The 23,094-nt window shown below is 63.9% G+C and carries 18 protein-coding genes; all 18 read right to left on the minus strand.

The features are described 5' to 3' along the window. Nucleotides 1-254, minus strand: a 254-nt coding sequence (locus AC07Z7_RS08985; RefSeq protein WP_494766061.1) for a hypothetical protein, incomplete at its 3' end; no start/stop codon positions are given. A 34-nt stretch (nt 255-288) separates the two neighbouring features. Continuing rightward, entirely contained in the window at nt 289-2,979 is a 2,691-nt protein-coding gene (tssH, locus tag AC07Z7_RS08990; protein WP_494766062.1) for a type VI secretion system ATPase TssH, read from the minus strand. A 60-nt stretch (nt 2,980-3,039) separates the two neighbouring features. Next, entirely contained in the window at nt 3,040-4,140 is a 1,101-nt protein-coding gene (tssG, locus tag AC07Z7_RS08995) for a type VI secretion system baseplate subunit TssG (protein ID WP_494766063.1), read from the minus strand. Continuing rightward, entirely contained in the window at nt 4,137-6,011 is a 1,875-nt protein-coding gene (tssF, locus tag AC07Z7_RS09000) for a type VI secretion system baseplate subunit TssF (RefSeq protein ID WP_494766064.1), read from the minus strand. Before tssF ends, tssG begins: the two co-directional genes overlap by 4 nt. 16 nt (nt 6,012-6,027) lie before the next feature. Beyond that, nucleotides 6,028-6,552: a type VI secretion system baseplate subunit TssE gene (gene tssE, locus AC07Z7_RS09005; RefSeq protein ID WP_094289078.1), complete on the minus strand. Its 525-nt coding sequence runs from the start codon at nt 6,550-6,552 to the stop codon at nt 6,028-6,030. Nucleotides 6,553-6,563: 11 nt separating this feature from the next. Then, on the minus strand, nt 6,564-7,352 hold the full coding sequence (locus AC07Z7_RS09010) for a type VI secretion system accessory protein TagJ (protein WP_494766065.1): 789 nt from the start codon (nt 7,350-7,352) through the stop codon (nt 6,564-6,566). Nucleotides 7,353-7,666: 314 nt separating this feature from the next. After that, the gene (gene tssC / locus AC07Z7_RS09015) at nt 7,667-9,163 is read right to left on the minus strand and encodes a type VI secretion system contractile sheath large subunit (protein ID WP_094289074.1); all 1,497 of its coding nucleotides are present in this window, start codon (nt 9,161-9,163) and stop codon (nt 7,667-7,669) included. Between the two features lie 23 nt (nt 9,164-9,186). Then, complete coding sequence (gene tssB, locus AC07Z7_RS09020; RefSeq protein ID WP_094289072.1) at nt 9,187-9,735, minus strand: type VI secretion system contractile sheath small subunit; 549 nt, start codon at nt 9,733-9,735, stop codon at nt 9,187-9,189. Between the two features lie 307 nt (nt 9,736-10,042). After that, nucleotides 10,043-11,047: a type VI secretion system protein TssA gene (gene tssA, locus AC07Z7_RS09025; protein WP_494766066.1), complete on the minus strand. Its 1,005-nt coding sequence runs from the start codon at nt 11,045-11,047 to the stop codon at nt 10,043-10,045. Nucleotides 11,048-11,084: 37 nt separating this feature from the next. After that, nucleotides 11,085-11,822 carry a type VI secretion system-associated protein TagF gene (gene tagF / locus AC07Z7_RS09030; RefSeq protein ID WP_494766067.1) on the minus strand — a complete coding sequence of 246 codons (738 nt, stop codon included), beginning with the start codon at nt 11,820-11,822 and terminating at the stop codon, nt 11,085-11,087. Beyond that, nucleotides 11,804-15,427 (minus strand): type VI secretion system membrane subunit TssM, encoded by a 3,624-nt coding sequence (gene tssM, locus AC07Z7_RS09035; RefSeq protein ID WP_494766068.1) that lies wholly within the window; start codon nt 15,425-15,427, stop codon nt 11,804-11,806. The genes tagF and tssM overlap by 19 nt, the downstream gene beginning before the upstream one ends. A 14-nt stretch (nt 15,428-15,441) precedes the next feature. Continuing rightward, complete coding sequence (locus tag AC07Z7_RS09040; RefSeq protein ID WP_494766069.1) at nt 15,442-16,785, minus strand: DotU family type VI secretion system protein; 1,344 nt, start codon at nt 16,783-16,785, stop codon at nt 15,442-15,444. A 9-nt stretch (nt 16,786-16,794) separates the two neighbouring features. Continuing rightward, nucleotides 16,795-18,129 carry a type VI secretion system baseplate subunit TssK gene (gene tssK / locus AC07Z7_RS09045; protein WP_494766070.1) on the minus strand — a complete coding sequence of 445 codons (1,335 nt, stop codon included), beginning with the start codon at nt 18,127-18,129 and terminating at the stop codon, nt 16,795-16,797. A 4-nt stretch (nt 18,130-18,133) separates the two neighbouring features. Further along, a complete protein-coding gene (gene tssJ / locus AC07Z7_RS09050; protein WP_252661365.1) occupies nt 18,134-18,712 on the minus strand; it encodes a type VI secretion system lipoprotein TssJ in 579 nt (192 codons plus the stop codon). Nucleotides 18,713-18,744: 32 nt separating this feature from the next. After that, a complete protein-coding gene (locus AC07Z7_RS09055) occupies nt 18,745-19,533 on the minus strand; it encodes a PP2C family protein-serine/threonine phosphatase (protein WP_494766071.1) in 789 nt (262 codons plus the stop codon). Next, the gene (gene tagH / locus AC07Z7_RS09060; protein WP_494766072.1) at nt 19,530-21,749 is read right to left on the minus strand and encodes a type VI secretion system-associated FHA domain protein TagH; all 2,220 of its coding nucleotides are present in this window, start codon (nt 21,747-21,749) and stop codon (nt 19,530-19,532) included. Before tagH ends, AC07Z7_RS09055 begins: the two co-directional genes overlap by 4 nt. Before the next feature lie 34 nt (nt 21,750-21,783). Beyond that, nucleotides 21,784-22,287 carry a TssQ family T6SS-associated lipoprotein gene (locus AC07Z7_RS09065; RefSeq protein ID WP_252661362.1) on the minus strand — a complete coding sequence of 168 codons (504 nt, stop codon included), beginning with the start codon at nt 22,285-22,287 and terminating at the stop codon, nt 21,784-21,786. Further along, nucleotides 22,268-23,086: a PEGA domain-containing protein gene (locus tag AC07Z7_RS09070; protein WP_252661361.1), complete on the minus strand. Its 819-nt coding sequence runs from the start codon at nt 23,084-23,086 to the stop codon at nt 22,268-22,270. Before AC07Z7_RS09070 ends, AC07Z7_RS09065 begins: the two co-directional genes overlap by 20 nt. Nucleotides 23,087-23,094: the final 8 nt, after the last annotated feature.

Genomic DNA, 23,094 nt, shown 5'->3' on the forward strand with positions numbered 1-23,094 from the left:
ACCGCGCCCTCACCGCGGCTCATGACCTCGCCCGCCCGACCCAGACCGTCGAGCAGCCCCGCGTGCACCGGTCCGATCGGGGTCAGCGTCAGTGCGAGCAGTCCGGCAGCCCACAGCCTGCGCGGTCCGCACAGTCCGCGATGCGGTCGATGCATGTCGCATGCTCTACTGCTCTGCGTGGGCGCGCTGGCTGGCGAAGCCCTGGTGGCGCGGGGGATCTGGAACAGGTCGCGTAGCTGGCGGTCGTTGGGCATAGTGGCGTGGACTGGCGAGAAAGGGCTTTTGGAATCAGGTGTAGCGGATCACAAAGTCGTTGTCGGCAGCGCTCACGTCAATGCGGTCGATGCATTTCGCATCCACCGAGGCCTGCAGGAACTCCATCGCGAGGCGAGGGAGAAGGTTCTGGGTCAGGATCGCGTCAATCATGCGTGCCCCGGATTCGACTTCGCTGCAGCGCTCGCGGATCAGTTGCACCGCACGGTCGTCGAACTGGAACTGTGCGCCGTGGTTGGCCTGGATGCGGGCCTGGATACGGCGCAGCTGCAGTCCGATGATCTGCTCGAGCATCTCATCGGAGATGGGGTAGTAAGGCACCACCGTAAGGCGTCCCAGCAGTGCGGCGGGAAACTTGTCGAGCAAGGGTTGCCGCACGGCCTTGGCCAAGGCTTCTGGTGTGGGGGCCAGCTCCGGGTCACTGCACATGCCGGCTATCAGCTCCGAGCCGACATTCGAGGTCAGGATGATCACGGTGTTCTTGAAGTCGATGTAGCGACCCTCGCCGTCCTCCATCCAGCCTTTGTCGAACACCTGGAAGAACATTTCGTGCACGTCGGGGTGGGCCTTCTCGATTTCATCGAGCAGCACCACGCTGTAGGGCCTGCGCCGCACGGCTTCGGTCAGCACGCCACCTTCGCCGTAGCCGACGTAGCCTGGAGGCGCCCCCTTGAGTGTGGAGACCGTGTGCGCTTCCTGGAACTCGCTCATGTTGATGGTGATGAGGTTTTGCTCGCCGCCATACAGGGCTTCGGCCAAGGACAGCGCGGTTTCAGTCTTGCCCACACCGGACGGGCCCGCGAGCAGGAATACGCCGATGGGCTTGCTGGGGTTGTCCAGCTGCGCGCGGGCCGTCTGGATGCGGCGCGTAATGGCCTCCAGGCCGTGGCGCTGTCCGATCACCCGTTTTTCCAATGTTTGTGCGAGCGTCAGTACCGACTTCACTTCGTCGCGCACCATCCGGCCGACCGGGATGCCAGTCCATTCGGCGACCACGGCAGCCACGACACCGGCATCGACCACAGGATGCAGCAGTGGGTCATCACCTTGCAGGGCCTCAAGCTCATTGCGCAGCGCTTCCAGTTGTGATGCTGTGACGGTCGGTGCAGTGACGGAAGGCTCTGCCGGGGCGACGGCTTCGCCCTGCGTGCGGGCAAGGCGTGCCACCATCAACGCAGCCTCTGCCTGGACGATGCGCTGGGCAAGCTCGCTTTCGCGGCCCAACCGCTCGGCCAGCGTGCTGCGTTCCTGCTCCAGGCGCTCCAATGTGGCCGTCAGTTCGTCCTGGCGGCCCGCGTCCGCCAGGCCCAGTTCCGCTTCGCGCTGCACGACGTCGAGTTCCACCTGGAGAGCGTCTTGCTGCCGGGTGATCGCTTCCAGGCGCGCGGGTGTCGCTGTCAGGGCCATGGCGACGCGGGAGCAGGCCGTGTCGATGAGGCTCACGGCCTTGTCCGGGAGCTGGCGCGAAGGGATGTACCGGTGCGAAAGGCTGACGGCAGCCACCACGGCCTCGTCCGCGATCCGCACCTTGTGGTGAGCTTCCAGCTTGGCGGCCACACCGCGCAGCATGTGGGCGGCCTTGGGCTCATCCGGCTCGTGGATGTGCACCAGCTGGAAGCGCCGGGTCAGCGCTGGGTCTTTTTCGATGTACTTCTTGTATTCGGCCCAGGTCGTGGCGCCGATGGTGCGCAGCACGCCACGGGCCAGCGCGGGCTTGAGCAGGTTGGCAGCGTCGCCCGTGCCCGCCTGGCCACCGGCTCCGATCAGCGTGTGCACTTCGTCGATGAACAGCACGATGGGTGTGGTACTGGCCTGCACCTCGTCCAGCAGCGAGCGCAGGCGGTTTTCGAACTCGCCCTTCATGCTGGCGCCGGCCTGCAGCAGGCCGACATCCATGACGCGCAGCTGAACGCCACGCAGCGGCGGAGGGACGTCGTCCGATGCAATGCGCAGTGCCAGGCCTTCCACCACGGCGGTTTTGCCGACACCCGCTTCGCCTACCAGGATGGGGTTGTTCTGACGGCGGCGCATGAGGATGTCGATCATCTGGCGCACCTCCTCGTCACGCCCAGTCACCGGGTCAAGCTCGCCTTTGCGGGCGCGCTCAGTCAGGTCCACCGTGTATCGCTGCAGCGCCTCTTGCTTGCCCGCGCCCAGCGACGGCGTCGCACCGCTGGCCTCGCCGGGGCTTCCTTGCAGACCTGAGCCATCGGCCGCTTGCAACTTGGCCTCCGGCGAGTGCGGCAGCACCTTGGGAAATGCATCGCTCAACGCGGGTTCGTTGATCTTTTCCAGCTCCTTGGAGATGGACCGCAGCTCGTTGGCCAGTGCCCGGGTGCGCAGCATGCCCGACAGCCAGTAGGCGCTGCGGATCTGCGACTCGTTGAACATCAATGTGGCATAGACCCACCCGCGCTCGATCGACGTTTCGATCTGGTCCGAGAAGTCGGAGATCGATGTAGCGCCCCGGGGGAGCCGGTCCAGGCTGCGCAGCACATCGGCGGCGAGCTGCTCGGCATCGATTTCGAAGTGGCGGAAGATCCGCAGCAGGTCGGAATCGTTCTCCTGCAGCAGCTGGTGCAGCCAGTGCACCAGCTCCACGTAAGGGTTGCCCCGCAGTTTGCAAAACACGGTGGCGCCTTCGAGCGACTTGAAAAGCAGGGGGTTGAGTTTTCCGAACAGGGCAAGGCGGCTGATCTCTGACATGGGCGTGGTGACGGTGCGTTGAAGAGAAAAATGCTGGAAGGGTTGTGTGTGGGGCGGCCGCTAGCGGGTGGCCGCTGGCACTGTTCGGGCGATGACGCGGTGGCCGCGGGACTGGAACCAGCTTTCCGGGTCCAGGCGGAAGTCATTCGCGTCGCGGGGCGCAGGGCCATCGAGCATCCAGCTGGTCCAGCCCAGCCGGGTGCCACCGCCAAGGCGTGTGCCAGGCACTTCCTCCCGCTGCAATACGAGTTCGAAATCCCAGGCGTATTCGATGCCCAGGTAGTTGCGCACCCAATCCACCAGGGCCCTGAAATCGGGTTGGTCGGGCAGGAAACACTCGTACTGGGCGAGCGTCATGGGACCAATGCGCAGGCGGAACTTGCTTTGGGCGTCCGGCACCCGTGAACCGACCACCGTGTCCACGCCCAGTTGGGAGTTGCACGGCTGTCGCGACAGGCGGGTCTGTTGCGATGGTTCCAGTGCCAGGAAGTGAAGGCAGTACTCCTGCATCACTACCGGCACCCCGAAGTAGCTGCCGATGGCACGTTGCAGCCCTTCCGGGTTGCGGGTGGACCGCGTCATGTGCCCGGCCATGTGCAGCTTGGCGTGGTCTTGCACGGCGTCGCGCTGGCGCGCAGACGGCTCGCCGATCCCGATGAGGCTGGCCAGGTGTCGGCTGAACATGCTGTCGCCCGGCCGGTCGAGCGACACGGTGGGCTGGGCATCGGCCCAGGCGCGGAAGAAGAGCAGGAGCAGCCGGTGGTGGAAGATGTCGGAAAACCGTGCGAGCGTGGGGTCGTCGTACTGGCGCTGGCGCTCCCGAACATATTCCGTCAGGTGCGTTGGCATGGGCCCGTTGGGGCCGTAGAGGCCGAAGTTCCAGACCGTCAGGCGCTCTGGCTGGCCTGCGGTGGGGGGCAGGAGTTCTGCAATGGTCGCGGGCGCGAAAGCGAGCGACGGGTCCTGTCCCAGGCGGATGGGCTCGGCTTGCGGGCGGGCGGCGCGGCCCAGACGCGGCTGCTCGGGATGGTGAGCCTGGAGCCAGCGCAGTGTGAAAAACAGATCGAAGGCATGCGGGTCGTGGCGTAGCCGCCGCCACAAGACTGGTTCACCGGTGCGTTGCCCTGCCTGCGGCAGGGTGGGCGGTGCCATGCGACTCATGTGTTGGGCCTCTGGCCGGGCCGCACGTCCCATGTGGCGACAGGCCCACGCTGCCGGGAGTGCAGAGACAGCTCCGTGAAGCTGTTCACGCCCACATGGCGTGCGAAGAAGCGCTCCAGCACGCAAGCGAGCGGCCAGGCGCTGACGCCGGCAAAGGAGGATTCGTCCACCGTCAGAGTGACGCCCACACCGCGGCCGTACACCAGCTGCCTGTGCTGCGTGAGGCGCCGGGTGATGGGGCGGATGCTCATTTCTTTGAGTCCCGCGACCTGGCCCGCGAGCGCATGGTCTCCGAGGGCCAGATAGAGGTTCATCAGCTCGCGCAAGGTTGCTGCCCCTTCTTGCTCGGAGAGGTCTGTCATCGCGAGGTAGTTCAGCGAGAGGTGGGAAATCAGCCGCCAAGTGACTTCGTTTTCGGCGATGCTGCCCACGGGCCGTGAGGGGCCCGCGATGGTGCGGATGGCGCCAATGGGGGCCGAATCGAGCGTGATGAAATCGCCCTCAGCCTGGTTGGTGGACATGAGCAGCGGCAAGTCCCGGTTCGTGCACAGCGTGCGGACGGACAGTTGCTTGAGATCGTCGGAGAACGGGGCTGCCTGCTGGTCCACCAGCGACAGGAAAACCTCGCTGCCAAGGTACTGGGTGCGGGGACCGAAGCGCACCGCGTGCTCCGAAAAAAGCCGGGGCTCCCGCCGTACCGCGAAGTACGCCTGGTCTTCCGACCTGATGCCGTGCACGGAGGCGTAGAGGGGAACGAACTCCCGGTCGTTGATCTGGCCCTCCTGGTGCCCCGTGACCCCGAGAACGCTGTACACCTCGAAGTCGCGCGGCCGTGTGCGCTCCATCACCACGTGGTACTCGTTCACATCTGCGGACACGTGGATGCGGTCCGCCATGCGTTCGAAGAGGTTGATGGCCGGAGTGCAGTGCAACAGGAAGTTCTGTGCGTCCACGACTGGCTCCAGGTCCGGACGGGCCTTGCGCAGCAGCAGCGTCATTGCCAGCCGCCGCGAGGGAACCTGCCTGAGCGAAGCGGCCAGGCCCTGTATGGAAAAGAACCGGAAACGGGGCGGAAAGGCGAAGTACTCGTGCAGCAACCGGTGGCCTTGGAACGCGCGGTGCGAGTAGGGCAGCAGTGCCTGTCGCTGTTCATAGCCTTCCGCCTGCAACGCCTGGGCCGGCAGGTAGCCGTACACCTTGCCGGGGTCCTGCACGTCATGCACCACGATGCCCTGCAGCGCGTGGTGCAGCACCTCTTGCAGGTGGGAAGCCACGGTGTCGGTGGCATGGATGTAGAAGTCGAGCCGGTCCATCGGCAGGCGCGAAAAATCGGTCGCACCCTGAGTTTCGAATTCCATCCGCAGATGCCCTGCGGGCTCCTGAGGCAGGCCGAAGCGGGCCAGCGGAACATCCAGCGGCGGGCCGCCCAGTGCTGCACGCGTGAGGGACACGGGCCAGAGCGTCACATCGTGCCCGGTGCGGAAGTCGCACGGCGTCTGGTCGTCGTTGGACTTGCGGGACCTCAGCATGCTGCCCGCTGGCAGGCAGTAACCGTCAGCCACGTTGCCTTCGGTTTCGCTGGGCGACATCTGGACGATGACCATCGCGGGAGTGGGGGCCAGATAGTGCGGGCACACCATTTCGAGGATGCGCTGCGACAGCCTCGGAAACTCCGCGTCCATCTTCATCTGTACCCGGGCCGTGAGGAAGCTGAAGCCTTCCAGCAGCCGTTCGACATACGGGTCGGCCACGTCCATGTCGCGCAGCGCCAAGCGCCCTGCGATCTTTGGGAAGGCCGCAGCGAACTCGGCGCCCAGTTCGCGCAGGTATGCGAGTTCGCGGTTGTAGTACTCGACCAGGCGCGGATTCATTGCACGGCTTTCACTCTCAGCTTCTGAGGTCGGACACCACCACCTGGCCGGTCTCCAGGTCCAGGCTGGTCTTGAGCAGCAGTTCCAGCGGATAGGGCATGGACCAGAACTGGCATCTGATCTCGAACTGCAAGGTGTTGTGGTGGTTCAGTGAGTCGAACGAGGGCAGCAGCGCCACTGTTAGCGACTCCGGTAGCACGCGGGGCTCGAACGCAAGGATCGCCCGGCTCACGTTGGCTTCGACGTCCTTCCAGTCCAGATCGGACAGGAGTTTGCCCGCCAAGGGGGTCATGCCGTAGTTGAGTGTGGATCGCTCTGCGTGCGCCAGGCCGTCGAAGTCGATGTGCCCTGACGCATTGCTTGCATTGAGCAGCCAGCCCAGGTCGCGCAGCAGTGCGGCGCGCAGACGCGCCTCGGTGACGTAGACCGCGTCGGCCTGCTCGGTGCGGCGGGTGGGCTCGTGGTCGGTCAGCCGGTCCAGCAAAGCTGGCTGCAGGCGATCTTTCTCCGTGCCGAAACCGCTTTGGCGCCTGGTCAGCATGGCAACCCGCGTCAGGCGTTGAAGGAGATCGTGCGGATGTCGAGCAAGGCGTGGTCGCCTTGGTCGGAAATCAGTACCCGCTGGCCCCGGCCCGCAACATGTTCGCCGCCGAGTTCCGTCCATTCGGTGCGGCGTGCCAGCCGCAGGCTGTCGTCGTCACCCTCTTGCGTTGGATAGCGTGTCGGTATGAGGCCGCGCAGGGTGCTCTCGTTCGCGAGTGCCAGTTCGGCGGGTTGCCACACGAGGTCGCGAAGGTCTGACGGCTTGTCCAGTGTCACGCTGCGCACGGCGGAGAAAGGCACCCAGTAGTAGCAGCCGTTGGTGTAAAGCTCGAAGGCGGGGCCGAGTCGAGAGTCCGAGTCGCAAAGCCATTCGAACGCATCGCCATTGATGGCACCTGCCGAGGCAGGCGCCATGTCCAAGGCCTGTGTGCGCAGTTTCAGCGCAGCGTCGTGCGATCCGTGGGCTTGCGCCTTCAGCGCATCCACCATGTAGCTCAACCAGGCGGGCGGCTCACCGAGGATGTAGGGCGTGCGCTGACCTTCGAACACTTCCTTGCGCAGCAGCTCGCAGCGCAAGGCCTCACGGTAGGCCTGAGCCATGGGTATGGCTTTGGGGTCCAGCTGCGCGCACATCTGCAGCTGCGCCAGCGCCTTGTTCCAGTCTCCGAGCACGGCGAGCAACTGGAAGTAGAACGTGCGCAGCGGTGCTTGTGCAGGTTCCGCCCGGATCGCTTCCTTGACGCGGTTCATCTGAAGGTCCAGCGGGCTTTGGGAATCAAAAAGTACAACAGAAGTCACGTTGGAAACTCGTTGAGGTGATGGCATGCATGGCACTACTAGGTGCGGACAAGGAGGCTGGAGGGGCCGCAGCCTGGCACGCAGCTGTCCGCTCGACCGTGCTTGGCCCTTTTGAGCAACCGCGTGCCCGCATGTTTTTGCTGCGCCTTGGGGCATCCGCTCGTGTTCCTGGCGGATGTGGTCCGCGCGGTGGGTTGCTCAAGGTGTGTGTGGTCGAGCGCCGGGGCGCCTGCCACTGTAGATATGGGCATCGCGCTGACCAGTGGCCGACACGATGCCTCGGAGTCAGAGAACCACCCCTGAACTGGCCGGGATCAGTTGCTGGCTTCCTTGACGGACGGCAGCTTCGACACCAGCCGCAGTGACACAGTCAGGCCTTCGAGCTGGTAGTGCGGGCGCAGGAAGAACTTGGACGTGTAGTACCCCGGGTTGCCCTCCACTTCGTTCACCTCGACCTCGGCAGCGGCCAACGGCTTGCGCGCCTTGGTTTCCTGCGAGGAGTTCGACGGATCGCCATCGACGTAGTTCATGATCCAGTCGTTGAGCCAGCGCTCCATGTCGCTGCGCTCCTTGAACGAACCGATCTTGTCGCGCACGATGCACTTGAGGTAGTGGGCGAAGCGGCAGCACGCGAACATGTAGGGTAGCCGTGCTGAGAGGTTCGCGTTCGCCGTTGCGTCGGCGTCGTAGTACTCTGCGGGCTTGTTGAGCGACTGCGCGCCGATGAAGGCTGCAACGTCCGAGTTCTTCCGGTGGACCAAGGGCATGAAGCCGTTCTTGGCCAGCTCGGCCTCGCGGCGGTCGCTGATGGCGATTTCGGTGGGGCATTTCATGTCCACGCCGCCATCGTCCGTCGGGAAGGTGTGCGCGGGCAGGTTCTCCACCGCCCCGCCAGACTCCACACCTCGGATGGACGTACACCAGCCGTAGTACTTGAAGGACCGGTTGATGTTCACCGCCATGGCATAGGCCGAGTTGGCCCAGCAGTACTTGCTGTGGTTGCCGCTCGCGGTTTCTTCTTCGAAGTCGAATTCGTCCACCGGGTTGGTCTTGGCGCCATAGGGAAGGCGCGCCAGGAAACGCGGCATGGCCAGGCCGATGTACTTGGAGTCGTCGGACTCGCGCAGACTGCGCCAGGCTGCGTACTCGGTGTTGGTGAAGATCTTGGTCAGGTCGCGCGGGTTGGCCAACTCCTGCCACGAATCCATCTGCATCAGTGCAGGCGATGCGCCGGAGATGAAGGGGCAGTGGGCAGCGGCAGCCACCTTGGCCATCTCGCCCAGCAGCTCGACGTCCGGCGGGCTGTGGTCGAAGTGGTAGTCACCCACCAGGCAGCCGAAGGGCTCGCCACCGAACTGTCCGTATTCTTCTTCGTAGACCTTCTTGAAGATGGGGCTCTGGTCCCAACCGACGCCCTTGTAGCGGCGCATATTGCGGTGCAGCTCTTTCTTCGAGATGTTCATCACGCGGATCTTGAGCATCTCGTCCACCTCGGTGTTCGTCACCAGATGCTGCAGGCCACGCCAGGCGCCCTCGAGCTTCTGGAATTCCGCGTGGTGGATCACCAGGTTGACCTGTTCGGACAGCTTGCGGTCGATCTCCGCGATGATGGCCTGGACGGTCTGGTAGGCGTCATTGGAAATGGTGGCGACAGACGCCAGGGCTTGTTGCGCCAGCGTCTGGACCGCCGCCTCGACGGCGTCGCGTGCCTGGTCGGTCTTGGGCTTGAACTCCTTGTTCAGCAAGGCTGCAAAGTCGTGGCCTTCCAGCGACTGGGCTGTGGATGATTCGTTGATGGCTACTGCGCTCATGGGTAATCTCCGTTCGCGGGGTCTCAGGCGGCGTCGTTCTGGACTGGGCCGTTGGCAGGCTCAGTGGCTGGTTTGGCGCTGGTGGCCAGCGACTTGAGAAGTGCAGGGTTTTGCAGCACCTTGCGGATGAGCTCTTCGGCGCCCTGCTTGCCGTCCATGTAGGAGAGCAGGTTGTGCAGCTGCGTGCGGGCTTCCAGCAGTTCGTTGAGTGGGCCGATGTTGCGTGCGACTGCGGCAGGCGAGAAGTCATCCATGCTTTCGAAGGTAAGGTCCACGCTCAGGTAGCCCTCGCCCGTGAGAGTGTTCGGTACCAGGAACGATGCGCGGGGCTTGATGGACTTCATGCGGGCATCGAAGTTATCGATGTCGATGTCCAGGAACTTGCGGTCAGCGATCTCAGGCAGGTTCTCCAGAGGCTTGCCCGAGAGGTCGGCCATCACCCCCATGACAAAGGGAATGTGCACCTTCTTCTCCGAGCCGTAGATTTCCACGTCGTACTCGATCTGCACACGCGGTGCCCGGTTTCTGGCAATGAACTTCTGTCCGCTTTTTCCCACTTTGGTGATTGACATGGTTTACCTCTCTCAAGTTTTTTGGCCTGCTGACAGACGCCCCGGGGCTCACGCGGGCATCTGGTTCAAATGCTTACAAAGTTGTGTGAATTCGCTACGGTTTGTCGTGACCGAAACGAATCGTTCCTGGGCTGTCCTGCCACGGCGAAATGTCCAGGGCATGAACATTGAGGTGCCTGCTGTGCAGGATCTCCTTCGGGGCACGGCGGGCGCATGATTTCATGCGGCCTGGGTGCGCCGAAGAGTGATGTCGCCTCGGTCTTTCAGTATCCGATCAGCCAGTGAATCGACTGTTACAGTTCGTAGTTCAGGAGGTCTGTTCGGGCTGTACTCCGGTGATCACCTCGATCTGCTGAAGGCTCTGTGGGGCGAGTTCGCGCAGGATGTCGATGAAGCTCATGCCCATCAGTTTTGCGGATCGGCGGATGAGGAGCGAGGCGGGGTTTGTGGGCTCGGTGGACTCGAGGAACTCGGCGATCTTGACCAATTGCTTGATCGCGTCTTCCCGGCTCCTAATTTCCAGCCCAGCTACCGGCATGGTGGTGCCGGCAACGGGGCTTTCGGCCGTATCGGCCGGATCGACGGGAACCTCGGCCCCTGGTTTCTCCTTGGGCAGCTGGGCATTGAGCAGCGTTGTCAGGGACTGGATGTTGGCCAGATCTGGCTGCTGGTGGTGGGGCAGCTTTTCGCCGCACAGCCGCACCAGTTTCTCGAGCGCCTCTTTTGCGCGCGACACCGCGAGGAGCGGCGGATGCCCTTGTTCCATCGCATGCGCTATGCCCAGGCGCAGTTGGTCCAAGGTCAGCTGAGCATTCGATTCCGCGCGCTGTCCGCGTGCCAGCGCCTCAGCGTCGCGGACGGTGAAGTGGCCAACGTTGGAGGCGAGGAGTTCCGTCTGCCGCAATTCGCGCAGCAGGCCGGTGACGTCGTTGAGCATGGCAACGGCGTTCATCCGCATGAAGTAGTCACCGTCCTCGGGCAAGGGGTGGACGTCATCCCAGTACTTCTCCAGCAACGCGCCCATCAGTTCCAGTCCGCAGGCCAGCCCGACAAACCCTTCGGTGTTCGTCCACGACCTGCACAGCAAGCCGGCGACGCGCATGTCCTTGCTCTGTTTGAGTAACTGCAAGGCACTGCTTTCGACTGACTGCCAGTCCGGGTCTTCTGCAGGAATGATGGTGTCGCCGTACTGCTGTTCTACCTTCCCGCGGGCCAGCTGCTCCAGCGCCAGAAACTCCGCTGCATAAGTCATTTCCGGACCGCAGGGCTGCGCAGTCGGTGCTTCGTTCAGGAGCTCGTCGATGTCTGTCATGGTGAGGGTTCGGTTGGACGCGTTGGGGGCTGTTTTGTCAGTGCCTGGAGAACAGCTGCGTGAAGAGCCAGCGGTCGCTTGCGCCCTGGTGCAGTAGTTCTTGGTAGCCAATGCGAATCGTGGGCGAGACCCACCACAGACTTTGCTCGCGCTGCGGGGCAGTGCGTGCTCTCCAGTCACCTGTGGGCAGCACGATGTTGTCGGCATGGTCGTTCGCCGCAGCCTGGTGGGCACGCGAGGCTTGATTCAGGTCCGACAGGATGTCGTCGATGAGGGACGGTTCACGCTCGCCGGAGTGCGTGGTCTCGAAGGGGCTGGGCAGTTGGCTGATCCTCCTGTCGAGCTCATCGACGGAGAGCGGGCTGCGGCGCGCGTCCACGATGGCCGAACGCGCACCAGCCAGAAAGGCTTTGACCTGCAGGTCGTCCGCAAAGGGGCAGCCCTCGTGCGGTGCCGTGGCCATCACGGTGAGTGGGTAGTAGCGGCCCACGCGGTCCATGCTGGGCGCCAGCGCGCCAATCGCCGGTGAGCCGAGGGCCGCCACAGGGGCAATAAAGAACCACAGCGGAGCGTTCACAAACGTCTCCGGCCAGCCCGTGTCATCTGCTCGGCGCAGCTCTTCCATTCCCTCGCGCAGCCAGGCATCCCACTCTGAAGTGAGTGCATGCGGCATGCGTCGGCCCGCAAAGTCACCCAGACTCGGCAGTTTGCCGTACCAGGCGACGGACGGCGCCAGCATGCTGCGGTGGTCAGCGCTTAGAGGTTGCTCGGGCATTCGAACTCCTCCATCGACTTGAGTCGGAACGGGTTGAAGACGCTGCTGGTGGTGACTTCAAACCGCACCCTGCGTCCGTCCACGTTGAAGACAGCGGCAAATTTCTCCGGCGCGTTGCCCGGAAGAATCTGCGCGCGGTCGAACAGCCGGTGCAGCGCCCATGGCCCTTCGGTGACCAGTCCAGAGTTTTCGCCGTTGGCACTCGTGATCTGCAGCCTGACCTGGCCCGTGCCGCGTGTGCCCGGCCAGTTCATGGACTTCGGAATCTGCGGCCCGTGCTGGTACCGAAGCACGTCGCCGTCCACGTCCAGCACCATCTGGGAGATGGTCGCGTCCATCTCGATGGGCTTGATGTCCAGGCGGATTCCGGGCGCCTTGCCCCCTGCGCGGAAGTAGACATCGCGGATCGTGGCCGCCTTCTGGAAGGACGCGAGCGACGCTGACCCACCGACAGGGGTGCCGTCCACGCCTTGTTTGAAAGTCCAGGTGGAGGCCGAGATGTCGACCATGGGTTGCAGGGTGCTGCGGAAGAAATCGTCCATGACACCGCCCACGGCGAACAGCTTGGCGAAATCATCGGCAGTGACGTCTCGGCCGGCGCTGCGCGTGAAGGGGTACCTGCCGAGCACAGCGCGGCGGCAAAAGTCTCCGATGGTCGCATTCAGGTTGCCGCCGATGGTGCTGCGCACGTCCCGCCCGACCATGGTGGACGTCGCTTCAGCCAGGTCGGTGTACATGAGGTTGAGCGGAGGGGGCAAGCGCTTGGCTTCGGCACGCACTCTTTCGAGGGTAGAGGACAATGTCGGCGGGATGGTGCCGCCCGATTTCACCTGCTGCCGTGCCGACGCGATAACTGCGGATGCCTCGTTGAGTACCTGTAGGCTTTGCGTCAATGGTGACGGGCCCGAGCCATTGCTCGTGGCCAGGCGCCGGTACTCGCGGAATCGAAAATCCACGATGTCCGCTTCGAGCGTTCCGCTGGGTGTGAGGCCGCCCACGTTGACTTGCTTGCCAGTCAGCCTGCTGAGCTGCCGCTGCTCTTCACGGATGCGGTTGAGCTTTTCTCCCAGCCAACTGCTGGTGCTGGCGCCACTGCTGTCCGCGTCCGCGTCGGGCCGCCGCGCGAGCGTTGTTTCCTTGGAGACGGCGCGGATGAACTGTTCCAGGCTTGAATTGGCGGAGGAGTACAGGCGCGCTTGCTCCCCCGCCTGGTCCAGCGAGCCTATGCGGGTGGGCCGCACGTCGGCCAGGTAGTCTTCCCAGAGCTTGGCGTATTCCATCAAGTACAGGCGTTTCACTTCGTTGGCCACCTGACCGGTCAGCACTTCCTGCGTGGTACTGCGTTTGCCGTCGGCCTGCCCCAGTACCCAGCCTTCCTCCTTGGACAGCAATGTGGTGATCTTGGGTAGCTCGTGCAGGAACACGCCGTGGTATCCGTCGTAAGTGAACAGGCCGGAGATCCCCTGGGTGAGTGGTCTGCCGCTGCGGCGACTGAACACCTGCGGCGCCTCGGGGCCGCTGGCGCGCACCACGCTGAAATCCGCCGGCAGATTGGTGCCCGTGATCAGCAGTTGCTTCAAACGGCTGTAAGCGCGCTGGGCGGGAGACATCTGCGCCAAGCGCTGGCGCACCTCGGCCACGAGCACGGTGTCGATCGGGGTCGGCGAGAGCGCCAAACGACCGTCCATGAGACGGTCCAGATGGTGCGAAAGGCGGTCGCCCACGCCGGCCTGCAGTAGTTGCGGCGTAAGGCTTGCATCCCACTCGTGCCGGATCCACGCCTTCACCGTCCGTGCGTCGAAGCGGTCAGCGTCATGGACCATGAGATAGGCCTTCAGCGCTTCGTAGCTGGCTTCGGGGTTGCTGGTCGAGGCTTGCTGCAGCGAGCGGCGCAGTTGTCGCACGATGCCAGGCAGCCACGCGTCTTCCAGCAGGCGCAGGTAGGTGGTGTCGGCGGCTGTTTCCACCTTCGGCACCTGCAGCAGGCCCCAACGCCAGCTCAGCGGTGGAGAGCCTGTATAGCGCTCGCTCACTGCGAGGGATTCGGCATGGTCCAGCAGGGGCAGCAGCGCCACCAGATTTTCCGGGTCGCTGGTCTTGGCGTCTTCGACGGCCTGGCGCAAGGTGCTTGCACTCGCCTTGACCTCCTCCAGATAAGCCAGGTTGTTCTGGTGGCTGATGCTCCAGGCCAGCGCTGCGCCGCTCAGTGCCAGGGCAAGGCCGATGAGGCCTCCGGCCTGCAACAGCCTGAGCTGGCGCTCTTTCTTGGCGTTGCGGCCAGTCAACCCCGCTTCGTTGAACATCACCCCTTTGAAAAGGGTCTCGATGAAGAAGCTCTTGCCTTGTTGTCCAGCGCCAGGCCTCATGGGGTTGGCGATGGCAAAGCGTCGCTTGAGTGCCGACAGCACCCGGTCGAAAGGCATGCCCTCCTGCGTTCCGCTGGTGAAATACACGCCGCGGAACAGCGGCTTTTCCTTGAAGCGGGACGACGAGAATGCCTCCTGCAATGTCTGGTGCACAAGTTCGCGCAGACCCACGAACTGCTGGGGCAGCCCATAGATCAGCCCGCGCCGTGAAAGATCGGGTTCCGCCAGCAGGCGTTGGGGGAGGAGACGGTTGATCTGCGCGACCAGTGCATCGAACTCGGCGGTGAATTGCGCGGTGGGGTCGCCTGCGGACGCATTCTCCTTGTACTGCTGGGTAAAGCCCCAGACCTGCGAGCGCTCGTCGCGCGTCATCTGGCCAAAGAACTCATTGAAGCCCGCCAGCAGGTCGGCCTTGGTGATCAGGACGTACACCGGGAACTTGATCGCCAGTTCGTCGCACAGCTCACCGAGCCGGGTGCCGATGGTCTTGGCCAAGCGTGCGCGTTCCCCTTCGGTGCTGCTCAGCAGCTCCTGTACGCTGAGCGCGACGATGACACCGTTGATGGGCTGCCGGCCGCGAAAGCGCTTGAGCAGTTGCAGGAAACCCGACCAGGCGGCCTTGTCCTGCACGGCGTCGCTTTCCTGCGTCGTGTACCGGCCGGCGGTATCGAGCAGCACCGCCTGGTCGGTGAACCACCAGTCGCAGTTGCGCGTGCCGCCCACGCCCCGGATGGAGCCCTTGCCGAACTGCTCAGCCAACGGGAAGTCGAGCCCGGAGTTGATCAGTGCGGTGGTCTTGCCAGAGCCTGGCGAGCCGATGATCAGGTACCAGGGCAGCTGATACACATAGCGCTTGGTGAAACGGCCGAAGAGGCCGCTCTCGGTGGCACCGAAGCGTGTCTTGGACAGGACTTCTACGGCCTCCTTGAAGCGCCCTTCCAGCTCTGCAACCTCCTCCTGTCCGGGCATCAGTTCCTGGGGCGTATCGTGGCCAGCTGTGAGCCGTGCGATTTGTCCCATCAGCTTGTCGTTCATGCGCTTGGCGCGCCACCAGTGGAAGAGGAGTTTGATCACCCAGATCACAAACAGCGCGGCGATCAGTGCCCAGCGAACACTCTCGCTCTCCAGGGGCTGATAAGGCTTGATGTAGACCAGGGGGCCGATGAACCAGATCACCAGGCTAAGCAGGACCAACCCGATGAAGGCGAGGGTAAAGCGATTGAACAGCAGCGCTGCCATGTTTCTCAGCATGCTCATTTCTTGATGCCTTCAATCTGCGGGGCATTGCCGCTGAGCTGCAATTCGCTGTCGCGCACCTGGGGTGCTACTAGCAGTACGATCTCCACGCGACGGTTCCTTGCCTTGCCTTCGCTCGTGGTGTTGGGGGCCACGGGGTCGGCCTCTCCACGGCCTTCCGCGTGGACGCGCTGTCCATCTCGCACGGTGCGCAACAGCATGTCGGAGACCGACCGGGCCCGGTCTTGCGACAGGTGCCAGTTGGACGGGTACCTGGCAGTGCGGATAGGGGAGTTGTCGGTGTAACCGTTCACGACCACCTTGCCGGGCACCTCATTCAGCGCGGCAGCAATACGTTCGATCACCTGCACGTAACGGGGCTTGACCACGTTGGAGCCCAGGTCGAACAGGCCGTCACCGCGCAGGATGATGGTGCTTCGGTCGGCTTGGTCGATGACCTCGACCAGGCCTTCCCGAATTTCGGGTTCAAGGAACTGGCGCAGTCTCGGCTTGTCCACGCTCGCGACGGCAGCGATGGCTTTGGGGAACCGGATGGCGTTGATGGAGGCGAATAGCGCGTCGGACTGCGCCGCAAGCCGGTAATTGAACCAGAGGAACAGAGCAAAGGCGAGCAGCAGTGTGAGTACTGTGGCCACCCACAGGGGCACCATCGTCCAGGGGGGCGCAGCCTTGCGCTCTTCGCCCTTCCAGCGGATCGACAGCGCACCGCTGCGGTCGCCACGGGTGCTTTCTATCAGAGCCAGCAGACGGGCCTTGAGCGTTTCCAACTGGCTGCGGCCGTTCTCGATCACACGGTAGCGGCCTTCGAAGCCGAGCATCAGGCAAAAGTACATCAGCTCGATCAGGTCGATGTGCTGGTGGGGTGTCTGCACCAGCTTGGCGAGCAGCTGGAAGAACTTCTCTCCGCCCCAGGTCTCGTTGTGCAGAGCCACCAGCAGGCTGAACTTGGGCCAGACGCCGGAGCCGCCCCACGGTGTCTGCGCGGCAGCCTCATCCACCACGGTACACAGGCAATACCGGGCGCCGATTACGGTCTCGATAGGTACGCTTGCCACACCGGCGCTGCGCTCGAAGTCGCGGATGTTGGCGAGCAGCAGGCGCTGAAAGCCTTCAGGGTCTGCATTCGACGCCATCGCTCGGATCTGCGGAATGAGGTTGAGTAGCACATTGGCAGATGCGACCAGTGGATTGCCACCGCTGACCACATCGGGCAGATTGGTTCTCGGCACGGCATCGGCTGTGGGCGTGGGCATAGATGTGTCAGGCATGCTGTGTGCGTCATGCTTGGTATGGTCACTGGCGCTGAAAGCGAAGACGTTGTCCGTCATTGGGATCGACATGGATTTTTCTTATCTGCGGATCGCCCAGAATTCCAGCTGCAGTTCGGGGAACTCGCCGGAGACATGCATGGCCAGGCCGCCCGAGCTGTTGAGCTGGCGCCACAGGTCGTGTGTGGTGTCCACCTCGAAGTAGGAGTACCCGGCGTGGTAGGGAATCTCTCTCGGCGCCACGGACAGCGACCGCAGGGTGACACCCGGCAAATGAAGGTTGACGAGATCCCGGATCTTCTCGACTGGCCCCAGCTTCGTCTGTGTGGGAAAGTGGGTGCGCAGGAACTCCACCGTGGTTTGGGCATGCACCGCGAGCACGAAATCACAGGTGGTCAGCAGCTCCGTGGACGGGATGATGGCCACGCGCACGCCGTACTGCCGCTCCTGCAGCTCAATCTGGATCGCGTTCTGCTCAAGCACCGACGACAGGCCGCGGCGAAGTTCCAGCATCAGGGGCGGGAAGCAGCTGCGCAGATCATCGTGGTCGTAGGCGGGCAGCGGTGCGGGACGCCGCTGCTCGCGGGTGAAGGTGGCCAGCTCGCCTGCCATCTTCAAAAGGTCATCGAAGAGGCGCTCGGGGTGGATAGTGCAAACCCTGACCCAGTGCTCCACGGCGGGCTCCCAGCGGTTGATGAACTGCAGCATCAGAAAGTCGCCCACCTCGCCGACGCCGCCTCGCCCTGGCTGGATCAGCCGTTCTTCCAGTGCGGCACCCCGTTGGCGCAGCAGCCCGTGAAGCTCGCGGCAAAATGCGAACAGCGCGGATATCTCGGAGTTGTTGACCACCGTCGGGATGAAGCTCTTGTCCAACAGCGCTGCGCCGTCGGCTTTGCGTTCCACCACATGGGCCACGGGCAAAGACACCCAGCCCTCGGACAGGTCCTGCGACGCGCGCAGGCTGAAGCGTGCGATGCCCAACTGCACTTCGGCCGGCTGTGCCCCCACATCGTTGGTATCTGCCACTTCCTGCACCTGCACTTGGTAACGCGTCATGCCTGTGTCACCCTCGGACAGGGTCACTTCAGCGCCGCTGCGCCGCCGTAGAGGGAGCGACAGGTGGATCAGTGCGTCCTTGATGTCCTTGCCCACATCGAGCGGCGGCGGGGCTTCATCCACCTGCGGGATCTGGAACGGTGTCCCGTCGGGCAGCACGCCCTTTGCCGAGACCAGGGCAATCTTGCCCAGTGCCAACATCTGGGTGTCCAGGGTCAGCTCCGAAAACCCCCAGTAGAACGGCTGGGCAGGAAGGGCGCGTCCCTGGACCAGGAAGTCCGTGTACCGCTCTTGTTGTTGAAAGTGCTGTGGGCGCAGGAACATGCCCTCGGCCCACACCACCTTGCGTTGCCAAACCATGGTTCTACCTCGAAGTGATTTGATGCTGCACCCGGACGGCGTCGCGTGAGACCGTGACCAGGTAATGAACGGGCTTGAGCCGCTGGGTTTCACCGAGCCCCCACCAGCGTCGGCGCATTTCCACCGAGTTCGGGGCATCAATATGCGTACGCCAAGTACTGCGCTCGAGGTCACGGTAGCTCGCGAAAAAACCAAAGGCGCGCACGTCGGGGTTGCCCTTGCGTTCGATGACGCGACGCTCTCCGGGCGCAATCAATACTTCTTCGCGCCGCACGAAGTCGCCGCCGAGCTGGCTCTCGTCTTTGTCTAGCAGGTCGAAGAAACTGGAGCGTTCGAACGTGGCGGGTGTGCGCAGCTCGTAGATGCGCAACAGCACCGGCTTGGGCATACCGTCCACGTCAGGGTTCAGACTGCGCTCGGCCATGATCTCGATGGTGGCCGATGGCACCCCAGTGGGCGCTTCGCTCGGGCGGTTCAGCGTGTTCACCACGCCACACCCGGACAGCGGAAGCGCAGCCATCGACAGCCAGGGGGCGGTCTTCAGGATCGTGCGCCTGGATACGGCGTTCTTGGTCATCTGCATGGCGGCATCCTCCCGTTGAGTGGGCAGTGGGTTCAGTTGGGGGTTGGGTTCGCGGACACCCACACGGCGAGCGCGCTAAGGTTGTCCTGGTGGGGGCGGCCCTTGGAGCGGACGGCACCGGCCATGTCCTGCAGCCAGACATCGGGCCGCTCTGCGGACTGAAGCGCTTGCTCCATTGCGGATTCGTGCAGGTTTTCCCAGAGGCCGTCGGAACACAGCAAGAAGGCGTCGCCCTCCATCAGTTCGATGGACTCATGCAGCACGGTGGGAGGCACTTGGGATTCGGCCCCGACCGCTCCGGCCAGGACGCTGCGGTTGGGCAGCGAACGCGGGTCTCCGTTGGCATACATGCCCGCGTGCAAAAGCTGCTGCACCACGCTGTGGTCTTCGGTCATGCGGTGGACCTTGCCGTCGCGGAACCAGTACAGGCGCGAGTCGCCCCAATGGGCCCAGAGCGCGCGGCCGCTGACCGGTTCAATGCACAGCAGCACCACGGTGGCGCTCATGTGCATTCGCGAGGCGGATGTGGGCTGTTCTTCGGACACCGTGTGTTCCGCGCGGAAGATCAGCGATGCCAGGCTGGCGGGCGCGAACATGGGGTTTTCGCGGTAGCCGCCCAGCACGGCGTCCACCGTGAGTCGCGCGGCCAGCGCACCATTGCCGTGGCCTCCCGCCCCATCCGCCAAGGTGCAGCAAAAACCCTTGGGGCCCAGGTCGATCATGCCCAGATAGTCTTCATTCGAGGCACGGCCGCCTTGGTCGGTAATGGCTGACACCGATAGCTGCAGGCGGTGCGCATCCCCAGCGATATGAGCGATCACACATGCCCCTTTGCAGACTGTGCGGCAGCTTCATAGGCGTCCACGAAGGTTTGCCCGGAGAACGCCATCAGGTCATCTTCCGCATGGCGACGAACAGATTCGTACCGCTGCTGGAAATCGTCCCACAGCGCGGCTTTGCGGTGCACGCTCGATATCTTGGCTAGCAGGCCAGGGGCCGCCGTGGCGTCCTTTTCCAGCTCTGCGGGGCTTAGACGTGCGACAGCCTCGGCGTAGGCGGCGCGGATACCCGCCATCAGCGCAATCTGGTGCACCGCCAGGTCCTGGTACGCCTCCTTCATGGCGGGCACAGGTTTCATGAACCCTGGGAACGTTTGGCCCGCAAGCTGCAGCATCACGCCGTCTGCGGTGGGCAGGAACTTGAGCGGGTTGTTGGCGCCTGAAGCGATGATGGTGACGTCCGCGCGGAACTCGCGCTTGATTTCCGAGCGCGCCGAGAGCAGATCGATGGAGCCTTGCACCGCCACACGCAGCACTTCGCCAAATGCACGCATGAAGTCCGGCGTGATTGCGACGTTGATTTTGCCTGGCTCTATGGCGGCCCCTTCTAGAAAAGCGGTTGCGAGCGCTTCCAGCGAAGCGGCCGTGGAAGGCATGTGCGCCTGGGCATGGGCGGCTGCGGGCGTGACGCGGTCTTCCTGGGCTTGCAGCGACGGGCTGCCCGGCAACTGCGATGCGGAATGGGAAAAACGTGTGGTCTCCGCCAGGATCTGTGCGTGTTCCTGTGTCGGAGTTTGGATGCGCTGCGACGGCTGCACCATATCCTGGCAGGTCGTCCTGATGAGCCGGTCGGATATGTCTGTGGTCTGCAGTACTGGAGCGGGTGGATTGGCGGAGGCTGTTTCGCCTTGCCGCGCGTTGATGCTGGTGATGTCCAGCAAGTCCGCAGATGGAATGGCTTGCGCTGCGTCGCCGCCGAACAGGGCCAGGTCCAGCCCTTGCATGGCATGAAGACCGGCCTGCACTACGGGCGCTGCGGGCGGGGGGGGCACCGGCGCTGCGACTGCCTCGACACGGCGTTGTTGCGCATCGCGCGGCATGTTGAACACCTGGGCCAGGTCCGAGCCGCGGGACATGCCATGGTCTTCTGGCTCTGCATACATCGACTCACCGGGTTCGCGAAAGAGCTTCAGCGGGTTGAGTTCGATGGTTGGGTCCAACTGCTGGGGCAAGCCGGTGTGTGTGGCGTTGTCCATCTCACCCGCAAATTCACCCGTCCTGGGCAAGGCCTGGAGCAGGTCGTCGTGCTTGAGCTGCGCCACCTCGGCCAGGCTCTTGGCGGCAAGATCTCCGCTCCAGGGGTCACGGTGGAGGGCCTGCTCCTTGGGGTCGGCTGCGAACGGGTCGAAATCGTCGGGTATGACCATCGCACGGTGCGTGGTCGGCTTCGCTGGTGCTGCTTTGGTGGCCGAAATTTCGAATGGATGGGGCGGCATGTGCTCGGCCGGGCTGATCGCCGGCAGCATATCCGTGACCACGGTGGCTGTTGCCGAAGAGGCGGCGCCTGGAGGATCGCCTGGCGTTGGCTCGGCGGTCGGCTGTTCGTGGAACTGCTCCATGACAGAGGGGGCTTCCACTCGGCCCAGCATGGCGAACGGGTTGGCATCTGCAGGGCTGTCTGTCGTCGGCTGCGGCAGCGCCTCGGGCATGGACGAGGGCAGGAGATCCGGAATATGCATATCCCCTCCGACGATGGGCGGAATGTCAGCCCAGGGGTTGGGCAGGGACGCGAGATCGAACCTCGGCGCTGCAGCGCTGGCCCCCGGCGTGGATACCCCCGGCTCCGCGCCAGGCTTAACCACTGGCGTGCCCCACGCAATAGCATCGGCTGAAGGATGAGAGGTCGCCGCTCTTGCAGTCGGCGCATCCAGTTGCAGACCTGGAACCAGTGCACGCAACTGGTAGGGCCCGATTCCGATGGTCGCACCGGGTACGAGCGGCACTTCCTGGCCGGACAGAACCTCCAGCCCGTCCACCTGCACGGAGCGGCGTTCGCACAGGTTGGCTATGTAGGCTTGGTCGGAATCCAGGCGGACCATGGCATGCACGCGCGCGACCATCGCATCGTCATCGGGCAGGACCAGCTTGTTCTGCCCTGCGCGTCCCACGGTTCCGCCCGCCATCCCAAAGATGGCAGACCAATGGCGACCCACCGGGCTGCCAGCTTGGTGCGTGACCACCAGTTCTATCTTGTCCATTGCGTATCTGTGCTCGCGTTGTCTCGGGGCTCGGTCAGGGTGTCTTGCGGGTATTGCGCTTGGATCGCGCGGCATTGCGGGCGTTGATGAACTCGCGGCCCCAGACAGGGTGGCCCTTCTCCGCCTCCGTCAGCTGGAACGTCGGGTCCTGCTCCAGGGCGAGTTCAAACTGCTGTCTGCAGGGGCGCGGCCGTCCAGCGGCGCAGTGGCTGAATGCCATGAACTTTCGGGCTTTGATCTGTGAGGTCAGCGGCAGCTCGGAGGCATCGGCCAGCGGCGTCAGCTTGGCAATCGCTTCGTCGAACTGGCCCTCCGCATACACGTTGAGCGCTTCAGTCAGCATTGCCTCCTTCTGCGCGCGCGGATCCACCGGTGCGACGGGCTCAGGGGCCGGCGGCGGAGGCGGTGGCGGGGCCTCGACCTTGGGCTCGGGGGCCTTTGGTGCTGTCTCGCAAGCAGTCAAGAGCAGCCCGGCGCAGGCAATGATCAGGGCGCTCCAGTAACGGGTTCGCATGGATTTATCTCGCGTCAAAGTCATGGGTGATCGTGATCGTTTGGTCGGGTTCGACCTTGAGGGTCTTGCGAACGGTCTCAAAGCCGGGGTTGCTGAGGTCGATGCTGTGGGAGCCTGTCGGGAGCTTGAGTTCCGTGAGCGGCGGCGTGACGCCAAGCCGCTTTCCGTTGAGGGTCACGTTGGCCCATGGGGATATGCGAAGCTGTACATTGTTTTCGGTGCGAAGCTGCCTGCGCGCACCCAGTGCACTAGAGGGCGCAACGTCCTGCAGCGAAGAACCACCCGCTATCGGCAGCAGGGGCGTGATGGCCGTGATCACTGTGCTGTTGAGGGAAAAGACGAGGGAGTTGGCGTGGGCCGGGTTCTGTAGCTCGTTGCCGCCCAGGGGGCCGACGGGCCGGCTGCACTGCCCACCGCGCTTACCGTGCGCTTTGATGTAGGCCTCGCGCCAGGGCGTGTTCTGCAGTTCGTACCCTTCCAGCGCAAACGATGGGCGTGCGTCGAAGGCTGCATCGAAAGCCGCATCGCATCGCGCCCATTCCTTGTTCGTGCAGTACACGAACGCGAGGTACTTGTGCGCGGTGGAACGCTCGCGCCTGTCCGGCAGGCCTGCGAACAAGGATGCCTGCAGGGCCTTCTCCGCCAGGTCGAGCTTGCGCGCGTCGTAGAGTGAGATGCCCTGACCCAGGTACTGACGCCCAGCCGCAGAGTCGGGGCCGCGCGCATCCGCCGCAGGGGGCTCGTTGCAGTCGGTGGAGGCCGCAGCCACCCCCACGCTGGCGCAGAAGCACAAAGCGACCCATCGCAGTAAAGCGTCGTTCATTCGCATGT

The organism is Acidovorax sp. GW101-11A03 (assembly GCF_059424825.1).

Coding starts and splice junctions, on each gene's coding strand:
- tssH (WP_494766062.1), bottom strand. CDS start 2,979: ATGTCAGAGATCAGCCGCCTTGCCCTGTTCGGAAAACTCAACCCCCTG.
- tssG (WP_494766063.1), bottom strand. CDS start 4,140: ATGAGTCGCATGGCACCGCCCACCCTGCCGCAGGCAGGGCAACGCACC.
- tssF (WP_494766064.1), bottom strand. CDS start 6,011: ATGAATCCGCGCCTGGTCGAGTACTACAACCGCGAACTCGCATACCTG.
- tssE (WP_094289078.1), bottom strand. CDS start 6,552: ATGCTGACCAGGCGCCAAAGCGGTTTCGGCACGGAGAAAGATCGCCTG.
- tssC (WP_094289074.1), bottom strand. CDS start 9,163: ATGAGCGCAGTAGCCATCAACGAATCATCCACAGCCCAGTCGCTGGAA.
- tssB (WP_094289072.1), bottom strand. CDS start 9,735: ATGTCAATCACCAAAGTGGGAAAAAGCGGACAGAAGTTCATTGCCAGA.
- tssA (WP_494766066.1), bottom strand. CDS start 11,047: ATGACAGACATCGACGAGCTCCTGAACGAAGCACCGACTGCGCAGCCC.
- tagF (WP_494766067.1), bottom strand. CDS start 11,822: ATGCCCGAGCAACCTCTAAGCGCTGACCACCGCAGCATGCTGGCGCCG.
- tssM (WP_494766068.1), bottom strand. CDS start 15,427: ATGGCAGCGCTGCTGTTCAATCGCTTTACCCTCGCCTTCATCGGGTTG.
- AC07Z7_RS09040 (WP_494766069.1), bottom strand. CDS start 16,785: ATGTCGATCCCAATGACGGACAACGTCTTCGCTTTCAGCGCCAGTGAC.
- tssK (WP_494766070.1), bottom strand. CDS start 18,129: ATGGTTTGGCAACGCAAGGTGGTGTGGGCCGAGGGCATGTTCCTGCGC.
- tssJ (WP_252661365.1), bottom strand. CDS start 18,712: ATGCAGATGACCAAGAACGCCGTATCCAGGCGCACGATCCTGAAGACC.
- tagH (WP_494766072.1), bottom strand. CDS start 21,749: ATGGACAAGATAGAACTGGTGGTCACGCACCAAGCTGGCAGCCCGGTG.
- AC07Z7_RS09065 (WP_252661362.1), bottom strand. CDS start 22,287: ATGACTTTGACGCGAGATAAATCCATGCGAACCCGTTACTGGAGCGCC.
- AC07Z7_RS09070 (WP_252661361.1), bottom strand. CDS start 23,086: ATGAACGACGCTTTACTGCGATGGGTCGCTTTGTGCTTCTGCGCCAGC.